Origin of the sequence: Methylocystis bryophila (genome assembly GCF_027925445.1) — a bacterium.
Taxonomy (GTDB): domain Bacteria; phylum Pseudomonadota; class Alphaproteobacteria; order Rhizobiales; family Beijerinckiaceae; genus Methylocystis; species Methylocystis bryophila.
This window is the reverse complement of record NZ_AP027149.1, coordinates 4511127-4534773: the sequence shown is the minus strand read 5'-3', so window position 1 is coordinate 4534773 and position 23647 is coordinate 4511127. Positions and strand designations below refer to the sequence as shown.

Genomic DNA, 23647 nt, shown 5'->3' with positions numbered 1-23647 from the left:
AGCCGGGAGCCTTGCGCCGCAGCGACCCGCGCGAGCGTCTGTCGACACGCGAGAGCGCGTTGGCTTTACAAGGGAGCCGTGGCTCCCTTCGCGACCGCCGAGTTTCGCCCGCCGCCGCCGCTCAGATCACATAGGCCTCGAGCGGCGGAAAGCCGTTGAAGGCGATCGAAGAGTACGTCGTCGTATAGGCGCCCGTCCCCTCGATGAGCACCTTGGCGCCGATCTCCAGGCTGACCGGAAGCTCATAGGGCGTCTTCTCGTAGAGAATATCGACAGAGTCGCAGCTCGGGCCGGCGATCACGCAAGGACCCACCGCGGCGCCGTCGACAGGCGTGCGGATCGGGTAGCGGATCATCTCGTCGGTCGTCTCGGCGAGCCCGTTGAACTTGCCGATATCCAGGAAGACCCAGCGCAGCGGATCGTCGTCCGATTTTTTCGAAATCAGCACGACCTCCGCCTCGATGATTCCGGCGTTGCCGACCATGCCGCGACCGGGCTCGATGATCGTCTCCGGCAGCCGATTGCCGAAGTGCTTCGACAGCGCGCGGAAGATCGCGTTGCCGTAGATTCTCACCTTCGGAACGGACTTGAGGTAGCGCGTCGGAAAACCGCCGCCGAGATTGACCATCTGCAGATAAACGCCGCGCTCGGCGAGCTCGCGAAAAATATTCGCGCAGGACTCGAGGGCTTTGTCCCACATGCGCGGGTTTGGCTGCTGCGAGCCGACATGGAAGGAAAGCCCATAAGCGATGAGGCCGTTGGCTTGCGCGAGCTCGAGCACGCGCGGCGCCATCTCGGGCGCGCAGCCGAACTTGCGCGACAGCGGCCATTCGGCGCCCGAGCCGTCGCAGAGAATGCGGCAGAAGACCTTCGACCTCGGCGCGACGCGCGCGATCTTCTCGACCTCGGCTTCGCTGTCGACCGCAAAGAGCCGAACGCCAAGCTGATAAGCGCGCGCGACGTCGCGCTCCTTCTTGATCGTATTGCCGAAGCTGATGCGTTCCGGCGAGGCGCCGGCCGCCAGCGCCAATTCGATCTCGGCGACTGAAGCCGTGTCGAAGGAAGAGCCCAGCGAGGCGAGGAGCGAGAGCACCTCGGGCGCCGGGTTGGCCTTCACGGCGTAATAGACGCGCGTGTCAGGCAGCGCCCGCGAGAAGTCGCGATAGTTATCGCGCACGACGTCGAGATCGACGACGAGGCAGGGTCCGTTGTCACGGCCTTCGCGTCGGCGGGCGCGCAGGAATTCTTGGATACGTTCGGTCATCGCGGCATCCCCATGACCGGCGCGCTCTCGCGCCGCACGAGTGGCTTCGACGGATAGCCGACGTCCTTCGCCCTCGCGCGTTGGAGACGCGAAGGACGATGAGCATCAGCGACCCATGGATCGAAGCGGGAAGACTTCGATCCGACGATGCGCCGTGGCCAGACGAAAACGAGCAAAGGCGTTGATCGCGCCTTACGCGTCGTTCACGGATGGCCATCGTTTGGAAGGGGATGATTCCCGATCCGCACGCCCGGCAAGAAAGACAAGCCTCTTCAGCACGTCGGCCTTTGGAGGGCCGACCGAGACGAAAAAGCCCGGTCCGTCGTTGCTTTAAGTCGCGATCCTCCGCAGAAACGGAGTTCGCCGGTTCGCCTCCGGCTGCCGGTTTTTTAACGGCGGTTAACCGGCCTCTTGTCCGGATCCCCGCCGACCGACACACGACCACAGGCACGTGCGATTTGGGCGAGTCGTTAGATGCCGCCATTCGCGGGCGCTGACAAGGGGTTTTTCCACTTTCGCGGCGTCGACGCGAAAATTCCCCATGACTGTCGCCCTTTCGCCACACCCCTTAGCCCGTCAGGGCCGAATGCGGACGCCTGGCGCCCGCTTGACCCCGCGCGTAAGGGAGTCATCGTTTGAAGAGTCGCGGACAGCAGGCAAAGGGCAGAGTTCATGACGGGTTTCATCGGCGCCATCGATCAGGGCACCACCTCGACGCGCTTCATCATCTTTGACGACGCGGGCGACGTCGTGACGCTCGATCGCCGGGAGCACGCGCAGATCTGCCCCAAGCCCGGATGGGTCGAGCATGACGCGACAGAAATCTGGCGCAACACGGTTGCGACCATCGAAGGCGCACTGGCCAAGGCGGGGCTCAGCGCCGCCGATCTCGCGGCTGTCGGCGTCACGAATCAGCGCGAGACGACGTTGCTCTGGGACAAGGAGACCGGCGCGCCGCTCCACAACGCCATCGTGTGGATGGACACGCGCGTCGAGCCGCTCGTCGAGAGATTTTCCCGTGACGGCTTCGCTAAACGCTTGCGCGAGAAGACTGGGCTGCCGCTCGCGAGCTATTTCAGCGCGCTGAAGCTCGTTTGGCTGTTCGAGAATGTTCCCGAGGCGAGAGCGCGCGCGGAGCGCGGCTCGGTCCTGTTCGGGACCGTCGACTCCTGGCTCATCTGGAACTTCACGGGCGGCCGACATCTCACCGACGCGACCAATGCGTCGCGGACGCTGCTCATGAGTCTCGAAACGCTGGATTGGGACGAGGAGCTGCTGCGCTACTTCGACATTCCGCGCGCCTGCCTGCCGAAGATCTGCGCTTCGAGCGAGGTTTACGGCGCCTGCGCCGCGCCGCTCGAAGGCGTCCCGCTCGCCGGCGCGCTCGGCGACCAGCAGGCGGCGCTCCTCGGCCAAGCCTGCCTCGCGCCCGGGCAGGCGAAGAACACCTATGGCACCGGCTGCTTCCTGCTGATGAACACAGGCCTGTCGCCGCGGGCCTCGCAACGCGGACTCATCACGACGCTCGGCTATAAGCTCGGCTCCTCGCCGCCCGTCTATGCGCTGGAGGGCTCCGTCGCGATCGCCGGCGCGCTGACGCAGTGGCTGCGCGACAATCTGGGCTTGATTCGAAGCAGTGAGGAGATCGAGCCCTTGGCAAAGAGCGTCCCGGACAATGGCGGCGTCTATTTCGTGCCGGCCTTCTCGGGGCTCTACGCGCCGCGCTGGCGAGCCGACGCGCGCGGCTTGATCGCCGGCCTGACGCTGTTCTCAACCAAGGCGCATATCGCGCGCGCCGCGCTCGAGGCTGCGGCTTTCCAAACGCAGGAGCTCGCCCGAGCGATGGCGGAGGACGCCGGCGCGCCGCTGCTCGAGCTGCGCGTCGACGGCGGCATGACCGAGAACGATCTCTTGATGCAGTTTCAAGCCGACATTCTGAACGCGCCGCTGGCGCGGCCCAAGAGTATTGAGACGACGGCCCTGGGCGCCGCCTACGCCGCGGGTCTTGCTGTCGGCTTCTGGAAAAGCGAGGCGGACATCGCCGCGCATTGGCGTTGCGCCAAACGTTGGAGCCCCGGCATGGGCGAGGCGGAGCGCGCCCGGCTGTTCCAGGGTTGGGAGAAAGCCGTCGAACGCTCGCTCGGCTGGGAGAGTTGACCTGCACGAAAGCGACGCCACCCCGATCGAAAATTGGGGCGGAAATCCCGCTCGGCGGGAAGCCCTGTTACACGACTGTCACAACAGACCAGAAGAGTCGTCTCGCACCCCGTTTTTCTCGCCCCCCCCCAGCAGGCCCCAAAGCGAATGTCCCACCGCCAGAGCCCAGCACGCGACGACGACGACGACCTTCAGCGCCTTCTCGCAGAGACGACGGCGCTTCGCGAGGACATCGAGCGGCGCAGTCCGGGCTTGCTCGCGGCCTGGGAGGCGAGCGGCGAGGCCGCCGCCAATCTCGCGGACTATCTGATCCTGCGCCAACATGATCTTGCGGCGCTGCAATCGCGCCTGGCGTCTTATGGCCTTTCCTCGCTCGGGCGAAGCGAGGCGCGCACGCGGAACGCGCTCGATGCGCTGATCGCGACGCTCAAGCGCCTGTGCGGAGGCCCTCACGCGCCCTATCCGTCGGCGCAAGCCATGGCCGCAGGCCACGACGCGCTTCTCGCCCAATGCGACGTGATCTTCGGTCCGCCGCGCCCCGGTCCGCATACGCGCATCATGGCGACGCTGCCCAGCGAAGCGGCGACCGACCCTTCCCTCGTCAAGCGGCTTGTCGCCGCGGGCATGGATTGCGCCCGCATCAATTGCGCCCATGACGATGCGACGGCCTGGGCGACGATGATCGCCAATGTCAGGGCCGCCGAACAAGAGCTCGGCGTCGGCTGCCGCGTGCTGATGGATGTCGCCGGGCCGAAATGCCGGGTCGAGAAGCTGAGATGCGCCAAAAAATATCGGGCGCATAAGGGAGATCGCCTGAAGCTCCTGCAAAATCTCGATGCGGAGCCCAATGGCGCCATCGCGATCGAGCCGAGCTTTCCCGAGATCGTAAATCTTCTCGAGCCGGGCGCGGAGGTCTGGATCGATGACGGCAAGATTGGCGCGAAAGTCGTCGCGAGAAGCGAGGGCGCGGCGGAGCTCGCGATTTTCTCCGCCCGGCTCAAGGGCGTGCGGCTGAAGCTCGAGAAAGGCTTGAACTTTCCCTCGACCGAGCTCGATCTCTCGCCGCTGACGCCCAAGGACATCGTCGATCTCGACTTCGTCGCGCAACATGCCGATCTCGTCGGCTATTCCTTCGTGCAGCGGGTCTCGGACGTCGAATTGCTCCAGGATCATCTGGCGAGCCGCCGCGGCGACGCGCCGCCGCAGCCGCTCATCTTGAAGATTGAAACGCCGCTCGCCGTGCGCAATCTCCCGCAACTCATCATCCAATCCGCGAAGCGCCATCCGACCGCGGTCATGATCGCCAGAGGCGATCTCGCCGTGGAGCTCGGTTTCGCACGTCTGTCGGAAATTCAGGAAGAGCTGCTCTGGCTCTGCGAGGCCGCGCATGCGCCCGTGATCTGGGCGACGCAGGTGCTGGATCAATATGTCAAGGAGGGCGTGTTCAGCCGGGCCGAGACGACCGACGCGGCCATGGCGCAGCGCGCCGACTGCGTGATGCTGAACAAGGGGCCGCATGTCGTCGACGCCGTCGCCCTCCTGCGCGACATCTTGACCCGCATGGATCGCCACCACATCAAGAAATTTGCGCGCTTCGCGCGGCTCTCCGCCTGGGGCTAGAGCATGTCCCGGAAAAGTGCGAAGCGGTTTTCCGATAAGGACATGCTCTTAGTCTCTGATTTGAAGAGAGTCCTTTTCGATCGCGTGATTCCACGCGATGGGGCGCGCTTTAAGAAGCTCGGGGGCTCCTCACTCGCCTTCGCAGGCGAGCTTGCGTCCGCGCAGGGCGCAACGGACCAGCGCCTTCCCATGCGTGTCATATTCGGTCAGGCGCCAGTCGCCGTCGCCGCGCTCCAAGAGCGCGAAGCCATAGACGCCCGCGACGCCACGGCCGGTCTCCACCGTCGCGTCGCCAAGCGTGAGCCCCGCGAGCTTCAAAGGCATGGAGTCGAGCATGTCGCCGCCTGACCCCGCAATGATTTGCGCGGGAAGGTCCTGCGTGAAGCTCAGGGCTTCGAAGAGATGCAGATGGCCTGCGAGCACGGCCTCGATATTGGGCGCGAGAGCGCCCCGCGCCGCTTCGACGAGCGTCTTGTTGTCGCCGATGCTGATCCCGTCCTTCACGCGAATGGAGCCGTAGATCGGCTTGTGCATCGCGATCCACAACGGGCCCTTGATGTCGGCGAGCGCCGCGAACTGCTGCTTGAAGAGTGGCGCGAGCGTCCAGTCGACGGCGCGGTCCTCGGCGCGCGTGACGTCGAGCACGGCGAGAGTCACGCCGCCCAGATCGACCCGATAGGGCGCCTCCTGAATGTTGCAGGCCGCGCTCGCCTCATAGGGATAAGCGCTCACGAAGCGTCGCCAGCCTTCGTGATTGCGGTTGCAGTCCTCGTGATTGCCGCGCACGAAGACGAAGGGCGCGGTCTCGAGCAGCGCGCGGGCCGGATCGAAAAAGTCGGCCTTCCAGGTCTCCCAATTGTCGCCATGCGGCGAGCCGGCGCAGCCCTTGTTCGCTCGGGGACAGGCTTGCTCGCGATAGATCAAGTCGCCGACATGGAGCACGAGGTCCGGCCGCGTTTCGGCCGAGTCGTCGGCGATGAGGCGGAAGGGCCAATCCGCCATCACATTGCAGCTCTGCAGCGCCAGGGCGCGCAGGCGGCAGCCCGTATCGCCGATGATCAGCAGGCGGTTCGTGGGCGCAACCGGAAGGGGAAGCGGGCGCTCCGCGATCGCGGCTTCCTTGGCGTCGCGAGGGATCGCGATGGCGCAGACTCGCAGCGGAAAGGCCTCGCTTGGGCCCGCGCGCAGGGTCATCGGGGTGACCCGCCCGTCGATCGTGGCCTTAGGACATTCCGCCTGCTCGGTGACGGCGCGCGCCTCGACGCCTTCGGCGACGAACTGCGTCCATGCATAGGCGTCGCCAGCCCAAGCGCGGGCGATCGAGAGAATCGAGCCGGCGACCAGCGCGGCCAGGAAAATGCTGAGCGCCGCGCGGCGCAGGTGAGGAAAGATCATGCCGCGTCTCCTGAGACGGAACCGTTTCGCTGTTATGCGAGGGAACGGCGGCTTCGCCAAGTGTCTCGACAAAGTGTCTCGACGATGCGGGACTCACAGGCCCTCGGGCAAATTGCCCCACCGAAATCGTGGCCCGCGCCCAAGCCGCGCCCGAAGTTCCTGGCTAGATCTTTGGCGCGAGCGCTTCCCGCGAAATCCGCGGAGCCTGCGCCTTTCTCGCTGGCGGAAGAGGGAAGAAACCAATGTGTCTTCGCTGTCTGGGGTCTGCGAAAGGTTCGGCGCATAAGGGACTCACCCGGCGCGGCGTCTTGCGCCAGACCGCCCTCCTCGGCGCGGCGCTGCCATTTGCGCGCGACGCTTCCAACGCCTTTGCCGCCGAGCCAAGCGGTCGGCCGCCCGAGGACTTCAGGAAAAGCGTCACGGATCTCGTCGCGCGAGCCCAGTCGCCTGAGCTCGCGGCCTACCGCCTCTTCGAGATCAATGGCGCCGATTTGCCCTGGCTCGATATCGACATGCAGGCGGTGAAGGGTCAGCAGATCACCTTTCTGCTCACGGGGCGCATGTGGATCGCGCGCCCGCTCGATCTCTGGTTTGCTCCCGGTCTCGTCTTTCACGCCCGCACGCGCGGGCTTCGGCCGATCTGGAGCCCCGGCGTGGACACGGGCACGATGACGGCCGCCCACGACGGCCCGCTCGAGATCGCCCGCGCCGCCGCGCAATTTTCCGACGCGGATGGAAAGCTTTGGACTCCGGAGGAGGAGTATCGGAAGCAAGAGGTGAAGATCATGGGCGTCGCCTTGCTGTGGAAGGGCGACGCGGCCTCCGGCCTTGCGAGCCTTGCCGCGCATGGCGACGTCGGCGGTCTGCTCGGCGCCGAGATCGCGCGGCTGAAACGCGGACGCAGGCTCCCGGAAGGTTGGTCGAATTACTTCGGCCTCGGGGGCGGCGCCGAGGTTTTCAACCGGGCCGAGAATGGCGAGATCGTCTGCGACAGCGCTGGCTCCGCCTCGATCATCGAGCGCCCGCTGGCGCTCCCTTTCTCCTCGCGCCCCAAGCTCGGCTGGCGCTGGAATATTGACGCGCTTCCTTCCGCTGTCGCAGAGGACCAGGCGCTATTCCATGATTATCTGTCGATCGGCGTGAAATTCGAGGAGGGGCAGGACCTCACTTATTTCTGGAGCGCGGCGCTGCCGGCCGGCAAGGTGTTTCGTTGCCCGCTCGCGGGGTGGAGCGCGGTCGAAACGCATATGGTCGTCGATTCCGGCGCTGGCGGCCTCGGCTCTTGGCGGGAATTGGAGCGCGACGTCGCCGCAGATTACGCCGCCCACATCGGCGGGCCGGCGAAGGCGATCAGTCACATTTGGCTGCTGGCGGTGACGCCCTTCCAACGCCGCCGCGGCGCGTGCCGCTACGCCGATATCCGAGTTTCAACAGCGGATGGCGCCATACACAATCTATAGCGTCTATTCGCGTCGCCTTTCGACGAGATGGCTACGCCATTGGCCTATACGCTGAAGAGGAACCCGACCGCATGCCCCTCGTTTCCTTGATCGGTCTCGCGGTTTTCTCGCTCATCCTCGTCCTTCCCTTCGGGAATGGGCCGAATAGCCTGCGAATCCCTTTTCTGTTGGGATTTGCCGGCCTCCTGCTCTTCCTTGCGTTGATCGCGGCCTGGATTCTCGGCGTCACGCTGTTTTTTCCCAATGGCGAGCTGGCGCAGCTCGTCAAGGACCGCCACCGTCTGATTCAAGGGCACATCGACCTTCTGATGATGGCGCAGTTCCTATTCATTTTTTCTGGCCTGTTTCGGCTCTATGCCGTCGAGCCGCCGCGCTGGGTGCTGGCGCTGTGCTGCTATGGCGCGTTCTTCAACGCGTTCGGCTTGGCGAGCGCCGCGTTTATCGCGAAGCTGCCCGGCGCTGTCGCGGTCCCGCCACCCCAGCCGAGCTTTCCGATTTCCGCGGCGTTGAGCTTCACGGCGGTGACGGTCGGCTTTCTCGCGGCGACGGCTCTCATCCTTCACGCCGCATGGCGATCGTGGCGCGACGCTCGACACTCTCTCTCGGCGAGCCGAGACGCTTCGATCGAGGGCGAGGCGGTTTGAGGCGAGCGAATGGCGCCGTATTGGCGCGAGAGCAAAGATCACAGAAACCAACAGGAGGTTCATCTATGCAAGGCGACGACAAGCACGCGGGAAACGTCATTCTACTCCAGTTTGCATGCCTATGGATTCTCGCAGCCTTAGTGCTCGCCTGGTGTCTCGTTGGGCTCGGCTTCGATCTGGCGCCGCTTCACGCGCTTTTCCCGGGCAAGTATCAACGTGTGGTGCAAGCGCATCTCGATCTTCTGATCATGAGCGCGCTGATCCTCGGGTTTTACGGTGCGAGGGCGCCGCTGCCCTGGCATGTCCGTTGGGCCATGGGCGTCGGGGCGTTCACCAACTCCAGCCTGTTCCTGCTGATGGCGCTCTTTCCGGGACTGGATCCGGCAACGCCCGCACCGGGACCTTTCGCGACCCTCTACCTGGGTTATACGCTCTTCAGCCTCACGCTCACCAGTTACGGCTTCGGCAAGGGCGCTGTGACGGTCCTCAAATGGACCCTGCGCTGACGCGGCGGACGCTCGAAGAAAATGCGTTAGCGCGGGAAGGAATCGCGCCAAATTAAGAGTTGGAGCGAGTCTATTTGGACCGCGTGATTCCACGCGATCGGGACGTGCTCTAACTCAGTCCGGAACTATTCGGACGGAAAGAACTTGTTGGCCGCGGGGGCGACGGGGCCGGTCGAGAAACCGCCTGTCGCGGCGCCATAGGCCGTGGCGACGCCCTGGCCCGCCGCCTGCGCCGCTGAGCGCATCGCCCCGACGGCCGTATCGTAAGCCGAGGAAGCGCCGGACGTGAGAGCGGTGCTGCGCGCCGCGAAGGCGCCCGGCGCGAGTCGCGCCCGCTCGAAGGCCCAGCCGAGGCTCGGGCGCGCCGATTCGACGTTCTCGGCCGACTTCGGCTCCGCCGATTTCGGCTCGGCCGACTTCATCTCGACTGTTCGCTGCTCTTCGGGCTTCGGCTCCGCATCGGCGGCGTCCGCGACGGAGGCGTCCGCGGAATCATAGGCGAGGGCGGCCTGAGGACCGATGCGCTTTCGTTCGGCCGCGCGCTTGGGCTTGATCGAGCTCGTCGTCACGATCATATCGTCAAGCGCATGGCTCGCGCCGCGGGCTTGCGCCAGCCCTCGCGGCTTGGCGGGCGGGAGCGGCGCGACCGCCGCCAGAAGCGCGGCGGGCCGGCGCGGCGGCAGCGGAAACGCGCGTTCGGCGGGCTCGCCGGCGTCCGATGTCGCGGCTTCTTCTGCGGCGCGCGGCGTCCCCTCGTCCTGGGCGTCCTGCGAGCTCTGCTTTTCGGCGCTCGGAACCAGCTCCGAGGGCGGGGCGGACAGCGACGTCTCGCCCCGTGGCGTGTTCGCCGCCGCCCTGGCGAGCTGGGGAGAAAGCGTGGGCGATCCGCCGTCGTCCTCGGCCCCGGCGGAGGCGGCCCGAGAATCCGCGGGATCGCGCGAGGCGAGCTTCGACCACTGTTTGTGTGGAGCCTGGGCCGGAGTCGGCGCGGCGTCCTCGCTCTCGTCCTCGCCGCCGCCGCCAAAGATCATGGCGAGCAGATTGCCGCCCCAGGACCGGCGCGGCTCGACGACGATCGCGCCATTGTTGCGCGCCTCGATCTCCGCCTTGGCCTCGTCGTAGCGCGCCAGCATCTGGCCGTTGCTGGGGATATGCACCGTCTTGCCGTCCGGAAAGAGGCGCGAGAGCTGATCGTAGGTCATCCGCGGCCAATGACGCACGCCGCCGACGTCGAGATGCACGAAGGGCGTTCCGGCCGTGGGGTAATAGCCGACGCCGCCACGCTGCATGCGCATGCCGATCTCGCGAATCCGCGACATCGACATCCCCGGCAGCGTGGTGTCCATCGCCTTGCCGAGCATGTGCTGCGAATATTTGGCCACGGCGCGGGAGCGCGCCCGCAACATGGCGTTGGTCTCGGGCGAGCGATAGGCGGAAACGACTCGGATCACCTCGTCGCCGGCGCCGGCGGTGCGATAGGCCTCCCAGACCACGTCGAAGAGACGCGGGTCCATTTCAGTGGGCTCGTCGCGCCGCCAGTCGCGCAAGAACCAGTTGAGCTGCTTGAGGACAGCCGAATCATAGCGGCCGTTGACGAGATAGGTTGCTGAAATCGATTCTTGCGTATGCGCATGGAAGAGATTGATCGTGCGGGTGTCGCCGTTGGCGACTGCGGTTTCGGTCATGGAGGGCGAGAGCGTCGTCGCCAGAATGACGACGGTTCCCATGATGAGGGTTGCGGCGGCGCGGGACGAGCGAAGCGCCCCTATCAGTATATTCCTTCGCAAACTTCCGCGCTTTCATGCTGGCGGAGAGACCCTAAGACGCGTTCACGCGCCCGCAGCCCCTCGCGCGGCTCTCAAAATCCTCGCGTTCGCGGGAGCGAAACGCTCGGCCTAGCCCTCTCGCCATGGCGAAGGGGCGCTAATGCTCGGGAAGAACAGGAGAAACTCTTGTCGTCGCCTCGCCCTGGCGCAGGCCCTCGCAGGTTGATTGCGCCCCCCGCTCTTCCGCTTAGTTCAAGATCGTGGCGAAAGAATGCCGGCCGATCCCAATTATGACGGCTGCTATGTCGAGGGGGCGTGTCGAAGCTCCCAGGTTTTCAATGGTTCTGGGTGGTTTGACAGGGGCCGAAGCGAAAGCTCGTCGGATTTCCGATATGGATTTATTGTGGCAAGGAGGGCGCGTCGGAACGGCGCTCAGCCGTTGATGTCGAGGCGTCGCTCGCTCGAATTGATTCGGTTCAGGGGGAAGCGCGCAAGCGGAAAGGATCGATGGCCATGGATGATATGCGTGCGCTGTTTCTGATCGGACTTGCCGCGGTGATCGCGCCGCTCCTGGAGCGTTTGCCGGCGTTCATGCGCACGCCTCTCATCGTCCTGGAGCTCGTGCTGGGCATATTGATCGGCCCCGGCGCTTTGAATCTGGTCTCGAGCCAAGGCTCCATCGGATTTCTGGGCGAGCTCGGGCTCATTTTCCTCTTCTTCCAGGCCGGCCTGGAGTTCGATCCGGAGAAGATCGGCGCCGCGCCGCTGCGCCTCGGCGCGCTCGCCTGGCTGGTCTCGCTCACCCTCGCGACCCTTTTCGCGGCGCTGCTCTATTCAGTGGGCTTGCTGCGCGCGCCCTTGCTCGTCGCCATCGTCCTGCCGACGACGGCTTTCGGCGTCTTAATCCCGATTCTTCGCCAAGCCGGCGAGCTCGAGAGCGAATTTGGCCGCTATGTCCTCGGCTCTGCGGCCTTCGGCGAGCTTGGGCCCATCCTCCTCGCCCCCATTCTGCTCGCGGAGGCGCATGAGCATCTGCGCCAGACAGCGCTCGTCATGCTGTTCCTGGCGGCGGCCATGGGCGCGGCATGGCTGGCGAAGGGCGCGCGCGCGAACGGCGTGCCGCTCATTGTCGCCCGCTCATTGAGCGACGCCTCGGCCCTGCCGCTGCGCGTTGCGATCCTGGCTCTGCTCGGATTCGTCTCGCTTGCGAGCGAGCTCGGCATGGAGGTCGTGCTCGGCGCTTATGCGGCCGGGGTGGTGCTCGCCGCCTTGGTGCGCAACACCCCTGCGCAGCCGCTCGAGCGCCAGCTGGGCGCGCTGGGATCGGGATTTCTCGTCCCTCTGTTTTTCGTCACGAGCGGCATGGAGCTCGACCTCGCGCATCTCATAACGAGTCCGGCGAACCTCTGCAGACTTTCCCTCTTCTTCCTGGGCTTTCTCGTGGTCCGCGCCGCGCCGGTGTTTCTCTATAGACAGGCGCTGCCGCCGCGCGATCTCACGCCGCTCGGACTCCTCTCGGCGACGACGCTGCCGCTCGTCGTCGCGATCACTTACCTGGGAACGCGGACGGGCCACATGCTGCCCGAAAACGCCACCGCGCTCGTGGGCGCAGCGGTGTTGTCGGTCGCCGTCTTCCCCACCCTGGCCCTATGGCTTCGCGAGACGCCCGACGACGCGCGGCCCGACCGCGGCATTACCAACGCGCTCTGCGAATTCGGGGATCGACTCGCGGCCCAATATGCGCAACTCGCGACGCGCCTCGCGCCGGACAGGAGCAGAGAGCCTTAGATCACGCTGCGTTCAGGCGGAACGCAGAAAACGTCTTCGATTCTAAAGGTTTATAGCGCGTCCGAACCGCAGGCGAAGTAATCCAGGGGCCGACTGCGACTCCTGGATTGCTTCGTCGCTGCGCTCTTCGCAATGACGCGGAGGAGCCGCAGACCGCAAAAGTTACCGCAAAAGCTTAAGCCCAGCCCAGGCCTTCGGCCTCAGTTATCCAAGAAGCTCCGCAGCTTCCTGGACCGGCTCGGGTGCTTCAGCTTCCTCAGCGCCTTCGCCTCGATCTGGCGAATGCGCTCGCGCGTCACCGAAAACTGCTGGCCGACTTCCTCCAGCGTATGGTCGGTGTTCATGCCAATGCCGAAGCGCATGCGCAGCACGCGCTCTTCGCGCGGCGTGAGCGAGGCCAGAACGCGCGTGGTTGTCTCGCGCAGATTTGACTGAATCGCCGCCTCGATCGGCAGCACGGCGTTTTTGTCCTCGATGAAGTCGCCGAGATGCGAGTCTTCCTCGTCGCCGATCGGCGTTTCGAGCGAGATCGGCTCCTTGGCGATCTTGAGCACCTTGCGCACTTTCTCGAGCGGCATGGCGAGCTTTTCGGAAAGCTCCTCGGGCGTCGGCTCGCGGCCGATCTCATGCAGCATCTGGCGCGAGGTGCGCACGATCTTGTTGATCGTCTCGATCATATGCACGGGGATGCGGATCGTCCTCGCCTGATCGGCGATCGAGCGCGTGATCGCCTGCCGGATCCACCAGGTCGCATAGGTCGAGAATTTGTAGCCGCGGCGATATTCGAATTTGTCGACCGCCTTCATGAGGCCGATGTTGCCTTCCTGGATGAGGTCCAGGAACTGCAGGCCGCGGTTCGTGTATTTCTTTGCGATCGAGATCACGAGGCGGAGGTTGGCCTCGACCATTTCCTTCTTGGCCTGACGCGCCTCGCGTTCGCCCTTTTGCACCATGTGCACGATCTTGCGGAACTCGGAAATCTCGAGCCCGGTCTCGGTCGCGAGCGCATGGATGTCCGAGCGCAGGTCCTTGATGCGATCCTTCTCCTCGGCGACGAAATCTTTCCATCCCCTCGAGGCGAGACGCGCGACGCGCGCCACCCATTTGGGATCGAGCTCCGAGCCGTGGAACTTGTCAAAGAAGTCGTCGCGCGCGACCCCGTGCGAGTCGGCTAGGCGATAGAGCTTCGTCTCGAACCCGATCAGCCGCTTGTTGATGTCGTAGAGCTGCTCGACCAGCGCCTCGATGCGGTTCTGGTTCAAGGACAGCGACTTCACGTCGGTGACGATCTCTTTCTTGAGCGTCTTGTATTTGCGCTCCTGCGCGGGCGTCAGCGTCTCGTTCTTGAGGCGGTTCTCGACGTTTTGATCCTGCAGGCGGCGCAGCTTCTTGTAAGCATCCGCGACGCGCGCGAAGGTCTCGAGCACCTTGGGCTTGAGCTCCGCCTCCATCGCCGAGAGCGACAGCGAGTTTTCGAGGTCGTCGTCGTCCTCGAAGCTCTCCGGCCCGGCGGGCGCGTCTTCTAGGCTCGCGGGGGGCGTGCGCGGCGCCGTGGCGGGGGCCATCGCCGCTCCGCCGACGGCCGCCTCGCTGGGCGCCTTGCCGGCCGCCTTGCCGTCCGGCCCGGCGTAGGTGGCTTCGAGATCGATGATGTCGCGCAGCAGGACTTTGCCCGCCTCGAGCTCCTCGCGCCAGATAATGATCGCCTGGAACGTCAGCGGGCTTTCGCAGAGCCCGGCGATCATCGCCTCGCGGCCAGCCTCGATGCGCTTGGCGATAGCGATCTCGCCCTCGCGCGAGAGCAGCTCGACCGAACCCATCTCACGCAGATACATGCGGACGGGGTCGTCGGTGCGGTCGGCGGGCTCTGAGGCTTTGGTCGCGACGACGGCAGTGCGCGCCGCCTCGACGAGCTCCCCGCCTTCGGGCTCCTCGGCCTCTTGCTCCTGGCCTTCCTCTTCCTGATCGTCGTTGTCGCCCTCCGAGACGGTGATGCCCATCTCGGACAGCATCGAATAGACGTCCTCGATCTGGTCCGACGAAACTTCTTCGGAGGGAAGAACGGCGTTGAGCTCGCTATAGGTGACGAAGCCGCGCTTTTTGGCGAGCTTGATCATCCGCTTCACGGCGGCGTCGTTCAAGTCGAGCAACGGGCCGTCCATCGTCTCCACGATGGGGGCGCCGCCTTCGGCTTCGACCTTTTCCTCGTCCTTCTTGACCATAAACTGCAGCTCCAAAGGAGTCAGCGACTGGGAGACGCCCGCAAACGCGACCGTTCCAGACACGCTTCTCTGTGAGGGCGCTCCGTGGCCCAACCGGGACGGACGCGAGTTCCCGAACCAAGGGCCTCGTCCGGTCCTTCGAACGAAAACCCTCCACGACCGCCGATTCGGCGGAGCAGGCTGACGGACCGCGCTTAAAGCGGTCTTAAGCATCCCCGCCGGCAGAGAAATTAGAGCGCTCGGCTGACGCGGCCCGACATAGACCCAAAACCCTCGAGCGAGGCTTCGGTTCCATCGATCGCAGATAGTTGTGCGCGGATTTCCGCCAGTCGCGCCTGATCTTCCTCGCAAGGGTCGTTGGCCAGACGCCTTTCGACGGCGCGCAACTCCCTATTTAGCGTGGAAACCTTGCGATGCAAGCTCAAAACCTGCCTGAGGCTGACTGCCGCATCCGAAGCCGCCGCCCCCTTGCGGACGCTCCAGAGGTTGGCGTGGGCGACCATTCCTTCGAGCCGCGAGAGGAAGGCGCCCAATCCCGCTCTTTCGATCTCCTCCTCGATCGAGGGGTCGCAGTCGAGCTCGCTCTGGGGGCGGCTCGTCCCGATTTCCACGAGAAGCTGCTGCAAAGCTCTCGCTTCCCGCGCCTCGAACTCGACGGCGACGAGATCCTCGAGATGTTCGGCGATGAGCGACGGGTGATTGACGAAGATCAGCAGGAGCAGGCATTCGCGCGGCGAAATCGGCGTCTTCACCCCGCGAAACAGCGGCGAGCCGGCGAGCGCAGCCCCGACGCTCACGGCCCCTCCCGTTGACGCCCCAGCGGGCTGGCGCCGGAAACCCTCGCCGCGACGCCGAAAAGCCGGCGCCAAGCGGCGGTCTCGGGCGTCGAGAAGCTGGCTCAGCCGCTGATCGAGCTCTCTTTCGTAATGGCGTCGCAGCGAAGGGTCGCGGATCTGGGCCGAGAGCTCGCGAAAGCGTCGCTCCAACCCCGCCCGCCGCTCGGGGGTCTCCAACGCCTTGCCCTCGGTCTCGCGCCGCCAGAGCATCTCGACGAGGGGCAGGGGCGCCTGCAGTGCCTCCGCCACCGCGGCCGGGCCGCCGGAGCGCAAAAGCTCGTCAGGGTCCTGGCCGCCGGGCAACAGCACGAAGCGCAGGCTTCTCCCCGGCTCGATCAGGGGCAGGGCCGTGTCGATGGCCCGCCAGGCCGCTTTGAGGCCGGCCTTGTCGCCGTCGAAACACAGGATCGGCTCTTCCGCCATCCGCCATAAGAGGCCGCACTGCTCGACCGTCAGCGCCGTGCCGAGCGGGGCGACGCAATGGGGAAAGCCCGCGGCGGTCATCGCGATCACGTCCACATAGCCTTCGACCGCGATCACGGTCCCCGTCTCATGCGCGGCTTTGCGCGCGTTGTGCAGGTTGTAGAGCGTGAAGCCCTTGTGGAAGAGTTCGGTCTCCGGGGAATTCAGATATTTGGCCTGAGCGTCTTTCGCGAGCGCGCGTCCGCCGAAAGCGATCGGGACGCCCGCGCGGTCGCAGATCGGGAACATCACCCGGTCACGGAAGCGGTCGTAGGGGACCGTCACCTCCTCGCCGTGAATGAGGAGGCCGGCCTCGATCATCGTCTCGACCGTGGCCCCCTTGGCGGCGAGCGCATCGCGCAGATCATGGCGGCCGGGCGCCGAATAGCCCAAGCGAAATTGCGCCTGCGCGGCCGGCGAAATCTCGCGCCGGGCCAGGTAGTCGCGGGCCTCGCGCCCCTGCGGGCCTCGAAGCTGCTTCTGAAAATGCTCGGCGGCCCATTCGAGGACCTCCGTCAGCGTCGCGCGCTTCTTGTCCTTTTCCCGCTCCTGCGCCGTCTCGACCGGCATCGGCAGGCCCGCCATGGCGGCGAGCTTGGCCACGGCCTCGGGAAAGGAAATCCCCTCCGTCTCCATCAGGAAGGTGAAGCCGTCGCCATGCTTGCCGGAGGAGAAGTCGTGAAAAAAACCCTTCGGGTCGTTGACGTAGAAGGAGGGCGTCTTCTCGCTGTTGAAGGGGGAAAGCCCGCGCCACTCGCGCCCCTGCTTCTTGATCGCCACCTTTTGGCGCACGACCTCCGAGACGGGGACCCGCGCCCGGATTTCGTCGAGGAAGGAGGGGGAGAATTTCATGGTTCGCCCCCAGTTTACCGGCGCCGGCCGTCGGCCTCCAGAAGAAAGCGGTTTTGCGCCCGCAATTCACACTGCCGATCCGGCGCCGGCATGAGAAAGACGTTGGCGTTTCGGCGAAATGGACCTCAGCGGTCTGTGTCGCTCGCTTTCCGCATCCTCACTCCCGAATGGCGCCAAGGGCCTTGAGGGCGGTGGCCAAGGGCAGAAACAGGGTGTCCGACCTGCTCGCGAATCGGCGGAAGCCGTGATGTGCGTAAAAGGCGACGGCGGCATTGCCCTTGGCGTCGACCACGAGGGCGAAGATTGCCGGATCGCTACGCGCGGCGCGCAGGGCGGCGTCCATGACCAACGCGCCGCCTAGCTTCTTCCCGCGAAACCCCTCGGCGACGGCAAGACGACCGATGAGCCCCGCAGGCGCGAGCGGGTAGCGAGGAAGGCGCTTCGCCACATCGGCGGGCAGCTCGTTCAAAGGCAGGCTCGTCGCGGCAAGGGTGTAATAGCCGGCGACGACGCCGCTCTCGTCGAGAGCGACAAAGCAATTGCTGATGCGGCGCTTAATGTCCTGAGAGGCCAGCTCGCGCAAATAACGGTCGAGAGGCTCGACGCCGCAAGAAAAACGCTTGCGATCATGCGCTGCTGTCAGCGCTTCGATACGGAATCGTGAAGTCAAGGCTCTTCTGTGATGAAGAGCGTCCGATAGGCTTGCGCTGCGCGGAGCAATGCCGGCGTCGGCTCCGGCGGCCTAAGGATCGCCTCGGCAAAGATGCGTTGATCCTCGACCGACAGGCGGATGATTTGGGTTTCTTCAATGGCGCGCGCGGCGGCTTCCTGAGCGGCGGCGACCACGAAGTCGCTGACGCTGCGACCTTGAATCTCGGCGGCGCGTTTTACGATCGCGAGCGCGTCGGGGGCAATGCGGGCCTCGATGCGCGCGGTGCGGGGCTGTTCTTGAGGCATCTTGCATTCCTCTTCGTCTTCGGGAGATGTACGGTATTTTACCGGACATTGCAAGAGAAAGACTTGTGGCTGCACGAGATTTTTCACATGCGGAGCCGGCCGTGCGAGAGATGCACTCTTGCCGCGCCCGGCGCTCCGGGGCTTTCTTCCGCGCCGGTCTCTGCTAAACCGCCGCCCTCTCTTGCCGGAAAGCCCACAAGCCCACCATGGACCTCTTCTCGCTCTTCCACGACCGCATCAGCGCGATCCTGCGCAATATCGCCGACTCCGGCCGCCTTCCCGGCTTCGATCCGGCGCGATTCGTCGTCGAGCCGCCGAAGGACACGGCCATGGGCGATCTGGCCTGCAACGCCGCCATGGTCTTCGCCAAGGAGGCCAAGGCCTATTTCGCCTCGCCCCGTGTCCTTGCCGACGAGATCGCGGTGGCGCTGGCGCAGTCGCCGGGGGTCGCCAAGGTCGAGGTGGCCGGGCCGGGCTTCATCAACATCCGGCTCGAGCCGTCCCTCTATTTCGATGTGCTGCGCGGCGTCCTCGCCGGGCCCCGGGCCTTCGGGCGACCCGAGCCCGCGGCCCAGGGCAAGGTCAATATCGAATATGTCTCCGCCAATCCGACGGGTCCGATGCATGTCGGCCATGGACGCGGCGCGGTCTTCGGCGACGCGCTCGCCAATCTGGTCGAGTTCGTCGGTAACGAGGTCGCGCGCGAATATTACGTCAACGACGCCGGCGCACAGATCGAGGTTCTCGCGCGCTCGGCCTATCTGCGGTACCGCGAGGCGCTCGGCGAGACGATCGCGATTCCCGAGGGGCTTTATCCCGGCGATTATCTGAAGTCGGTCGGTGAAGCGCTCGCTCGCGAGCACAAGGACGCGCTGCTGAGCGCGGCGGAGGACGTCTGGCTGCCGATCGTCAAGTCGCGCGCCATCGAGCTGATGATGGAGATGATCCGCGACGATCTCGCCGCGCTTAACATCAAGCACGAAGTCTTCTTTTCCGAGCGCAGCCTGCACGAGAAGATCAATGGCGTCTCGGAAATCGACCGCTGCATCGAGGAATTGCGCGCGGCGGGCCTCGTCTATGAGGGCCGCCTGCCGCCGCCCAAGGGTCAGCTTCCCGAGGATTGGGAGGATCGCGAGCAGACGCTCTTCCGCTCGAGCGCCTTCGGCGACGACGGCGACCGCGCGCTGAAGAAATCCGACGGATCCGAGACCTATTTTTCCGCCGACATCGCCTATCACAAGGACAAGGTCGACCGCGGCTTCAAGACGCTCATCGACGTCTGGGGCGCCGACCACGGCGGCTATGTCAAGCGCATGCAGGCGGCGGTGAAAGCGCTTTCGAACGGCTCGGTCGATCTTGACGTGAAGCTGTGCCAGCTCGTACGGCTGATGCGCAGCGGCGAGCCCGTGAAAATGTCCAAGCGCTCCGGCGATTTCGTGACGCTGCGCGAGGTCGTCGACGAAGTTGGCGTCGACGCCGTCCGCTTCATGATGCTCTATCGCAAGAATGACGCGCCGCTCGACTTCGATCTCGCCAAGGTCGTCGAGCAATCCAAGGACAATCCTGTCTTCTACGTCCAATATGCGCATGCGCGCGGCAAGTCTGTGCTGCGCCAAGCCCAGGCCGCCTTCCCGGCCATGGACTTGAGCCCAGCAGCTTTATGCGCCGCGCCGCTCGAGCTGCTCAAAGACGAGGGCGAGATTGGCTTGGCGCGAGAAATCGCGCAATACCCGCGTGTCGTGGCCGCGAGCGCGAGCGCGCACGAACCGCACAGGATCGCTTTTTATCTTTACGGGCTCGCGAGCTGCTTTCATGCTCATTGGAATCGGGGCAAAGATTGGCCACAATTACGCTTTGTTAATCTAAGCGAGAGAGATTTAACGAGCGCACGCCTCGCTCTGGTGGTCTCATTGACCGCCGTGCTCGCGTCAGGCTTGGCGCTCTTGGGCGTGAACGCGCCTGACGAAATGCGCTGAACGCGCTCGATCCCTCCGGCGTTCGGGATCGGCGGCGCGGCCGTGGGTCTTCAGAGCGTCCCGGTTGAGAAGCGAGGCGGTTCATGCGTGAAGCGACAAAGAGAGGCGCACCGATCGAGATCGAGGAGTTCGAGCGGCGCCTGCGCGACCAGGAAGCACAACGCGCTTCCCTGGGAGACCCGCTGCGCGAGCTCGCTCGTCTGATGCAGGAGCAAGAGCACGACGATCTGTCGCAACGCTATGGGCGGATCTTCAACGACCATCGCCAGCCTGGCGAGGAGGCGGGACCCGACTGGGGGTATCATCCCGACGCCACGCAAGGTCCTCTGAGCGCGGCTCCGGAACAGCACTTCGCGCCGCATGCGCCGGCGCAGGAGCCGGACGATCACTTCCCCGAGGAAGATTTGCCGCCGCCGCTCCGGGGCTCTTTCTACGAAGAACCGGATCACGTCGCGCAGCCGCACGCGGGCTGGCGACGCCAGCCCGCGGCCCAGCCGAACTTTGACGCGCATCCCGAGGAAGACTTCTATCCCGAGGACTTCCAGCGGACCGATCACCATGCGCATGCGCATGGTGCGCAGGGGTCGGATCTTGCGTTCGAGCATGCGCAGTCTTTCGAGCATGCGCAGTCCGATGAATATTATTCGGCGGAACACGGCGCCTATGAAGACTTTCCCAACGAGCCCTACGACGAGGTCAGGAGCGAGGAGTCTGATGCAGGCCGGCGCGCTTTTCGCGTAAAGCCCTGGCACGGCGTCGCGGTCGCCTGCCTTGTCGGCGCTTTGGGCGTCGGCTGGGGCGTCGCCCGCATCAAGGGCGTCGCCGGATCTCGCGAGATCGCCACCATCGCCGCGCCTTCGGGACCGACGAAGGTCGCGCCGGCCGCCGACGCCAACCAAACCGCGAGAGAGGATGCGACCGTCCTCGACCGAGGGGAGGAGACGCCCGTGCGCGGGGTCGTGCCCCATCAGGAGGCGCCGGTCGAGCCCGTGGTGGAGCCGCCGCGCGAGCCGACGACCCAGAGCTTCCGCCGCGTCAAGACGGTGGCGATCAACGAGGACAGCGGGGTCAGCCCAGCCAAGGCGCCGGCGGCGGTCGAGCGCGCGGCCAATGACGCGCCCGCAACCTCGCCCGCAGCGTCGACGACGACGCCGCAGCTTGCCGCCCCGCCCGCAACGACCGCGCAGACGGCGCAAAAGCAACCGCCCAAGAAGAAGGTCGAGAAGGTCGCCACGCTGCCCGCGGAGCCGGTCAAGGCCGCCCCCGCGAAGGAAGAAGCCGCGCCGCCGGAGCAGGCGGCGGAAGCTCCCCCCGCAGGCTCCGCATTCGTCCAGTTCGGCGCCGCGCCTAACGAGAGCGAAGCGCGCTCGCTCGCCAAGAAGGTCGTGGACAAATATGGATCGCGTTTGGGCGGACATCGGCCCACCTGGAAATCCGCCGAGGTCGGCGACAAAACCGTCTACCGTGTTCGCGTCGGCGGCCTGAGCAAGGAAGCCGCGGCGAGCTTGTGCAAGGCCGTCAAGAACGACGGCGGCGATTGTTACGTTGCGAAGAACTGAGCCGGGCGCGGGCGCAGGCCCGCGCGCGCAAGCTCGGAGCCCGCGCCTTCGCCAAATATGATCAGCGGAGAATTCGACTCATGGCCCGCGCCTTCATCTGCGGATTGGCCGGCGCGCGGCTCGCGCCCGAGGAAAAGGCTTTCCTGCGCGATGCGCGCCCCTGGGGCGTGATCCTGTTTCGCAGAAATGTCGAATCCCGGTCGCAGCTGCGCGATCTCACCGACGTTCTGCGTGAGGCGCTCGGCGACGATCGACTTCCCATTCTCGTCGATCAGGAGGGCGGCCGCGTCCAAAGGCTCGCGCCGCCGGAGTGGCGCGCCTATCCGAGCGCCGCGTCCTACGAGCGGCTCGGCGCGGATCTGGAGACGGCGGCGCGCCTCGCCTTTTTGGGCGCGCGGCTCATGGCGCACGATCTCCGGGAGGTCGGGCTTACCATAGACTGCCTTCCTGTGCTCGACACGCCGCAGCGCGGAGCGCACCAGGTCATCGGCGATCGCGGCTATAGCGGCGATCCGGCCCGGGTGGCGCGCCTTGGCCGCGCAGCCGCGGACGGACTGCTCGCCAGCGGCGTTCTCCCGGTGATGAAGCACATCCCCGGCCACGGCCGCGCGGCGGCCGACAGCCATTTCGAGCTTCCGCGCGTCGCGGCCTCTCTGCAGGCCCTGCGCGACGCCGATTTCGCGCCCTTCGCAGCCAACGCCGATTTGCCGATCGCCATGACGGCCCATGTGGTCTTCGAGGCGATCGACCCCGAGCGGCCGGCAAGCCTGTCCCCCGAGGTGATCGGAAAAATCGTGCGCGCGGAAATCGGCTTCGACGGCTTGCTGATGACCGACGATCTCTCGATGCAGGCTTTGTCCGGGGATATTCGCGAGCGCGCCGAGAGCGCCTCAGCCGCCGGCTGCGATTTGGTCCTGCATTGCAACGGCGAGCTCTCTGAAGCCCGCCGCGTCGCCGAAGGCGCTCCGCTCCTTGCCGGCAAAAGCCTCGAGCGGGCCGATCGGGCGCTGAGGCTGCTCGAGCGCGTCGAAGCCTTTAATCCTGTGGACGGCGAAAGGGAATTCAACGCCGCCCTTGCGAGCGTGGCCTAAAAAGCACAATCTCGACCGCCCAAGCAGGGTTCCCAGGATCTGGGGCCGGGGTTTAACGAGAGCCCTGCTGAGAAAAGGATTTCCCATCAAGAATTCGTTGGCCCGCCAACAATCCTCGATGGATGCAACGGGGCGGATATGTCGGCGCAATGGGGCATAGAGCAGGCGGAGTCGCCCGAAAGGGACGAGAGCGAGCCCGCCTTCCTCGTCGACGTCGATGGCTTCGAGGGGCCGCTCGACCTTCTCCTCGAGCTGGCGCGTCGACAAAAGGTCGATCTCGCAAAGATCTCGATTCTCGCGCTCGCCGAGCAATATCTCGCTTTCGTCGAGGCGGCGCGACGGCTGCGGCTCGAGCTCGCCGCCGACTATCTGGTCATGGCCGCGTGGCTCGCTTTTCTGAAGTCGAGATTGCTGCTGCCAGAGCCGCCAAAGAGCGCGGAAGAGCCTTCGGCCGCCGATCTCGCGAGCGCGCTGGCCGAGCGTCTGCGCCGGCTCGAGGCGATTCGTCGCGCCGCCGCGGCCTTGGGACAGCGTGCGCGCCTCGGTCGCGACATGTTCCTGCGCGGGGCGGCCGAAGGCGTCGAGGTTTCCACGCGTCCCAAATTCGAGGCGAAACTCTACGACCTTCTCACGGCCTATGCGCGCCAGCGGCGGAAGACCGCCGTGACCCAGGTGACGCTGCAGCAACGCGCCGTCTGGTCGCTCGCCGAAGCGCGCGAGGCGCTGGAGCGGCTCGTCGGCGTGGCGCAAGAGTGGATGGCGCTCGACGACTATCTCTTCCAATTCTGTCTCGACGCGCCGACGGCGCGAACCGTGCGCGCCTCGGCCTTCTCGGCCTCGCTCGAAATGGCGCGTGAGGGCCGCATCCTCATCCGCCAGGACCGCGCTTTCGCGCCGCTCTGGGTGAAGCGCGGCGAACAACCTTCGCTCGCCGAGGCCGGCGTCTAGAGCATGTCCCGGAAAAGCGCGAAGCGGTCTTCCGGTCAATACATGCCCTAAGTTTTTGATTTGGGGCTTAGTCCTTTTCGATCGCGTGATTCCACGCAATCGGGACGCGCTCCTGGCGCGCTTATCTCTCGAACGGGATCGTTC

Annotated in this window: 17 protein-coding genes; 10 read left to right on the top strand and 7 right to left on the bottom strand. The window is 65.5% G+C overall.

Annotated elements, in window-relative coordinates; all coding sequences use genetic code 11:
• Window positions 1-121 precede the first annotated feature (121 nt).
• On the bottom strand, window positions 122-1264 hold the full coding sequence (locus tag QMG80_RS20925; RefSeq protein WP_085770944.1) for a type III PLP-dependent enzyme: 1143 nt from the start codon (window positions 1262-1264) through the stop codon (window positions 122-124).
• Window positions 1265-1936: 672 nt separating this feature from the next.
• On the opposite strand from QMG80_RS20925, the gene glpK reads away from it, so the two are divergent.
• Both glpK and QMG80_RS20915 read left to right on the top strand, forming a co-directional pair.
• Window positions 1937-3421 (top strand): glycerol kinase GlpK, encoded by a 1485-nt coding sequence (gene glpK / locus QMG80_RS20920; protein WP_085770942.1) that lies wholly within the window; start codon window positions 1937-1939, stop codon window positions 3419-3421.
• Between the two features lie 147 nt (window positions 3422-3568).
• Window positions 3569-5041 carry a pyruvate kinase gene (locus QMG80_RS20915; RefSeq protein ID WP_085770941.1) on the top strand — a complete coding sequence of 491 codons (1473 nt, stop codon included), beginning with the start codon at window positions 3569-3571 and terminating at the stop codon, window positions 5039-5041.
• Window positions 5042-5170: 129 nt separating this feature from the next.
• Here the strand turns inward: QMG80_RS20915 and QMG80_RS20910 are convergent, their stop codons facing one another.
• Window positions 5171-6436, bottom strand: a complete 1266-nt coding sequence (locus tag QMG80_RS20910; protein ID WP_085770940.1) for a metallophosphoesterase family protein — start codon at window positions 6434-6436, stop codon at window positions 5171-5173.
• Window positions 6437-6678: 242 nt separating this feature from the next.
• On the opposite strand from QMG80_RS20910, the gene QMG80_RS20905 reads away from it, so the two are divergent.
• From QMG80_RS20905 to QMG80_RS20895, 3 genes are all read left to right on the top strand, one after another.
• Window positions 6679-7896, top strand: a complete 1218-nt coding sequence (locus QMG80_RS20905) for a DUF3047 domain-containing protein (RefSeq protein WP_085770939.1) — start codon at window positions 6679-6681, stop codon at window positions 7894-7896.
• A gap of 71 nt (window positions 7897-7967) precedes the next feature.
• The gene (locus QMG80_RS20900) at window positions 7968-8540 is read left to right on the top strand and encodes a hypothetical protein (RefSeq protein WP_245300113.1); all 573 of its coding nucleotides are present in this window, start codon (window positions 7968-7970) and stop codon (window positions 8538-8540) included.
• Window positions 8541-8605: 65 nt separating this feature from the next.
• Window positions 8606-9046: a hypothetical protein gene (locus QMG80_RS20895; RefSeq protein WP_085770938.1), complete on the top strand. Its 441-nt coding sequence runs from the start codon at window positions 8606-8608 to the stop codon at window positions 9044-9046.
• Between the two features lie 125 nt (window positions 9047-9171).
• Here QMG80_RS20895 and QMG80_RS20890 read toward each other — a convergent pair whose 3' ends face one another.
• A complete protein-coding gene (locus QMG80_RS20890) occupies window positions 9172-10773 on the bottom strand; it encodes a peptidoglycan L,D-endopeptidase MepK (protein ID WP_085770937.1) in 1602 nt (533 codons plus the stop codon).
• Between the two features lie 552 nt (window positions 10774-11325).
• Here QMG80_RS20890 and QMG80_RS20885 point away from each other — a divergent pair.
• Window positions 11326-12600: a cation:proton antiporter gene (locus tag QMG80_RS20885; protein ID WP_158658643.1), complete on the top strand. Its 1275-nt coding sequence runs from the start codon at window positions 11326-11328 to the stop codon at window positions 12598-12600.
• Between the two features lie 200 nt (window positions 12601-12800).
• Here QMG80_RS20885 and rpoD read toward each other — a convergent pair whose 3' ends face one another.
• The 4 genes from rpoD to QMG80_RS20865 all read right to left on the bottom strand — a co-directional run bounded on the left by rpoD (window position 12801) and on the right by QMG80_RS20865 (window position 17929).
• Window positions 12801-14822, bottom strand: a complete 2022-nt coding sequence (rpoD, locus tag QMG80_RS20880; protein ID WP_085770935.1) for an RNA polymerase sigma factor RpoD — start codon at window positions 14820-14822, stop codon at window positions 12801-12803.
• A gap of 230 nt (window positions 14823-15052) precedes the next feature.
• Window positions 15053-16972 (bottom strand): DNA primase, encoded by a 1920-nt coding sequence (gene dnaG / locus QMG80_RS20875; RefSeq protein ID WP_085770934.1) that lies wholly within the window; start codon window positions 16970-16972, stop codon window positions 15053-15055.
• A 157-nt stretch (window positions 16973-17129) separates the two neighbouring features.
• Entirely contained in the window at window positions 17130-17642 is a 513-nt protein-coding gene (locus QMG80_RS20870; RefSeq protein ID WP_085770933.1) for a GNAT family N-acetyltransferase, read from the bottom strand.
• Window positions 17639-17929: a type II toxin-antitoxin system TacA family antitoxin gene (locus QMG80_RS20865; RefSeq protein ID WP_085770932.1), complete on the bottom strand. Its 291-nt coding sequence runs from the start codon at window positions 17927-17929 to the stop codon at window positions 17639-17641. Before QMG80_RS20865 ends, QMG80_RS20870 begins: the two co-directional genes overlap by 4 nt.
• 206 nt (window positions 17930-18135) lie before the next feature.
• On the opposite strand from QMG80_RS20865, the gene argS reads away from it, so the two are divergent.
• From argS to QMG80_RS20845, 4 genes are all read left to right on the top strand, one after another.
• A complete protein-coding gene (gene argS, locus QMG80_RS20860; protein ID WP_085770931.1) occupies window positions 18136-19905 on the top strand; it encodes an arginine--tRNA ligase in 1770 nt (589 codons plus the stop codon).
• Window positions 19906-19988: 83 nt separating this feature from the next.
• Window positions 19989-21464: an SPOR domain-containing protein gene (locus QMG80_RS20855; RefSeq protein WP_085770930.1), complete on the top strand. Its 1476-nt coding sequence runs from the start codon at window positions 19989-19991 to the stop codon at window positions 21462-21464.
• Between the two features lie 80 nt (window positions 21465-21544).
• Entirely contained in the window at window positions 21545-22555 is a 1011-nt protein-coding gene (gene nagZ / locus QMG80_RS20850) for a beta-N-acetylhexosaminidase (RefSeq protein WP_085770929.1), read from the top strand.
• A 138-nt stretch (window positions 22556-22693) separates the two neighbouring features.
• Window positions 22694-23503, top strand: a complete 810-nt coding sequence (locus tag QMG80_RS20845) for a segregation and condensation protein A (protein WP_085770928.1) — start codon at window positions 22694-22696, stop codon at window positions 23501-23503.
• Window positions 23504-23647: the final 144 nt, after the last annotated feature.

What these genes read in the sequence shown, in the direction of transcription:
- QMG80_RS20925 (WP_085770944.1), bottom strand. Translation starts at nt 1,264, where the DNA reads ATGACCGAACGTATCCAAGAATTCCTGCGCGCCCGCCGACGCGAAGGC.
- glpK (WP_085770942.1), top strand. Translation starts at nt 1,937, where the DNA reads ATGACGGGTTTCATCGGCGCCATCGATCAGGGCACCACCTCGACGCGC.
- QMG80_RS20915 (WP_085770941.1), top strand. Translation starts at nt 3,569, where the DNA reads ATGTCCCACCGCCAGAGCCCAGCACGCGACGACGACGACGACCTTCAG.
- QMG80_RS20910 (WP_085770940.1), bottom strand. Translation starts at nt 6,436, where the DNA reads ATGATCTTTCCTCACCTGCGCCGCGCGGCGCTCAGCATTTTCCTGGCC.
- QMG80_RS20905 (WP_085770939.1), top strand. Translation starts at nt 6,679, where the DNA reads ATGTGTCTTCGCTGTCTGGGGTCTGCGAAAGGTTCGGCGCATAAGGGA.
- QMG80_RS20900 (WP_245300113.1), top strand. Translation starts at nt 7,968, where the DNA reads ATGCCCCTCGTTTCCTTGATCGGTCTCGCGGTTTTCTCGCTCATCCTC.
- QMG80_RS20895 (WP_085770938.1), top strand. Translation starts at nt 8,606, where the DNA reads ATGCAAGGCGACGACAAGCACGCGGGAAACGTCATTCTACTCCAGTTT.
- QMG80_RS20890 (WP_085770937.1), bottom strand. Translation starts at nt 10,773, where the DNA reads ATGGGAACCGTCGTCATTCTGGCGACGACGCTCTCGCCCTCCATGACC.
- QMG80_RS20885 (WP_158658643.1), top strand. Translation starts at nt 11,326, where the DNA reads ATGGATGATATGCGTGCGCTGTTTCTGATCGGACTTGCCGCGGTGATC.
- rpoD (WP_085770935.1), bottom strand. Translation starts at nt 14,822, where the DNA reads ATGGTCAAGAAGGACGAGGAAAAGGTCGAAGCCGAAGGCGGCGCCCCC.
- dnaG (WP_085770934.1), bottom strand. Translation starts at nt 16,972, where the DNA reads ATGAAATTCTCCCCCTCCTTCCTCGACGAAATCCGGGCGCGGGTCCCC.
- QMG80_RS20865 (WP_085770932.1), bottom strand. Translation starts at nt 17,929, where the DNA reads ATGCCTCAAGAACAGCCCCGCACCGCGCGCATCGAGGCCCGCATTGCC.
- argS (WP_085770931.1), top strand. Translation starts at nt 18,136, where the DNA reads ATGGACCTCTTCTCGCTCTTCCACGACCGCATCAGCGCGATCCTGCGC.
- QMG80_RS20855 (WP_085770930.1), top strand. Translation starts at nt 19,989, where the DNA reads ATGCGTGAAGCGACAAAGAGAGGCGCACCGATCGAGATCGAGGAGTTC.
- nagZ (WP_085770929.1), top strand. Translation starts at nt 21,545, where the DNA reads ATGGCCCGCGCCTTCATCTGCGGATTGGCCGGCGCGCGGCTCGCGCCC.
- QMG80_RS20845 (WP_085770928.1), top strand. Translation starts at nt 22,694, where the DNA reads ATGTCGGCGCAATGGGGCATAGAGCAGGCGGAGTCGCCCGAAAGGGAC.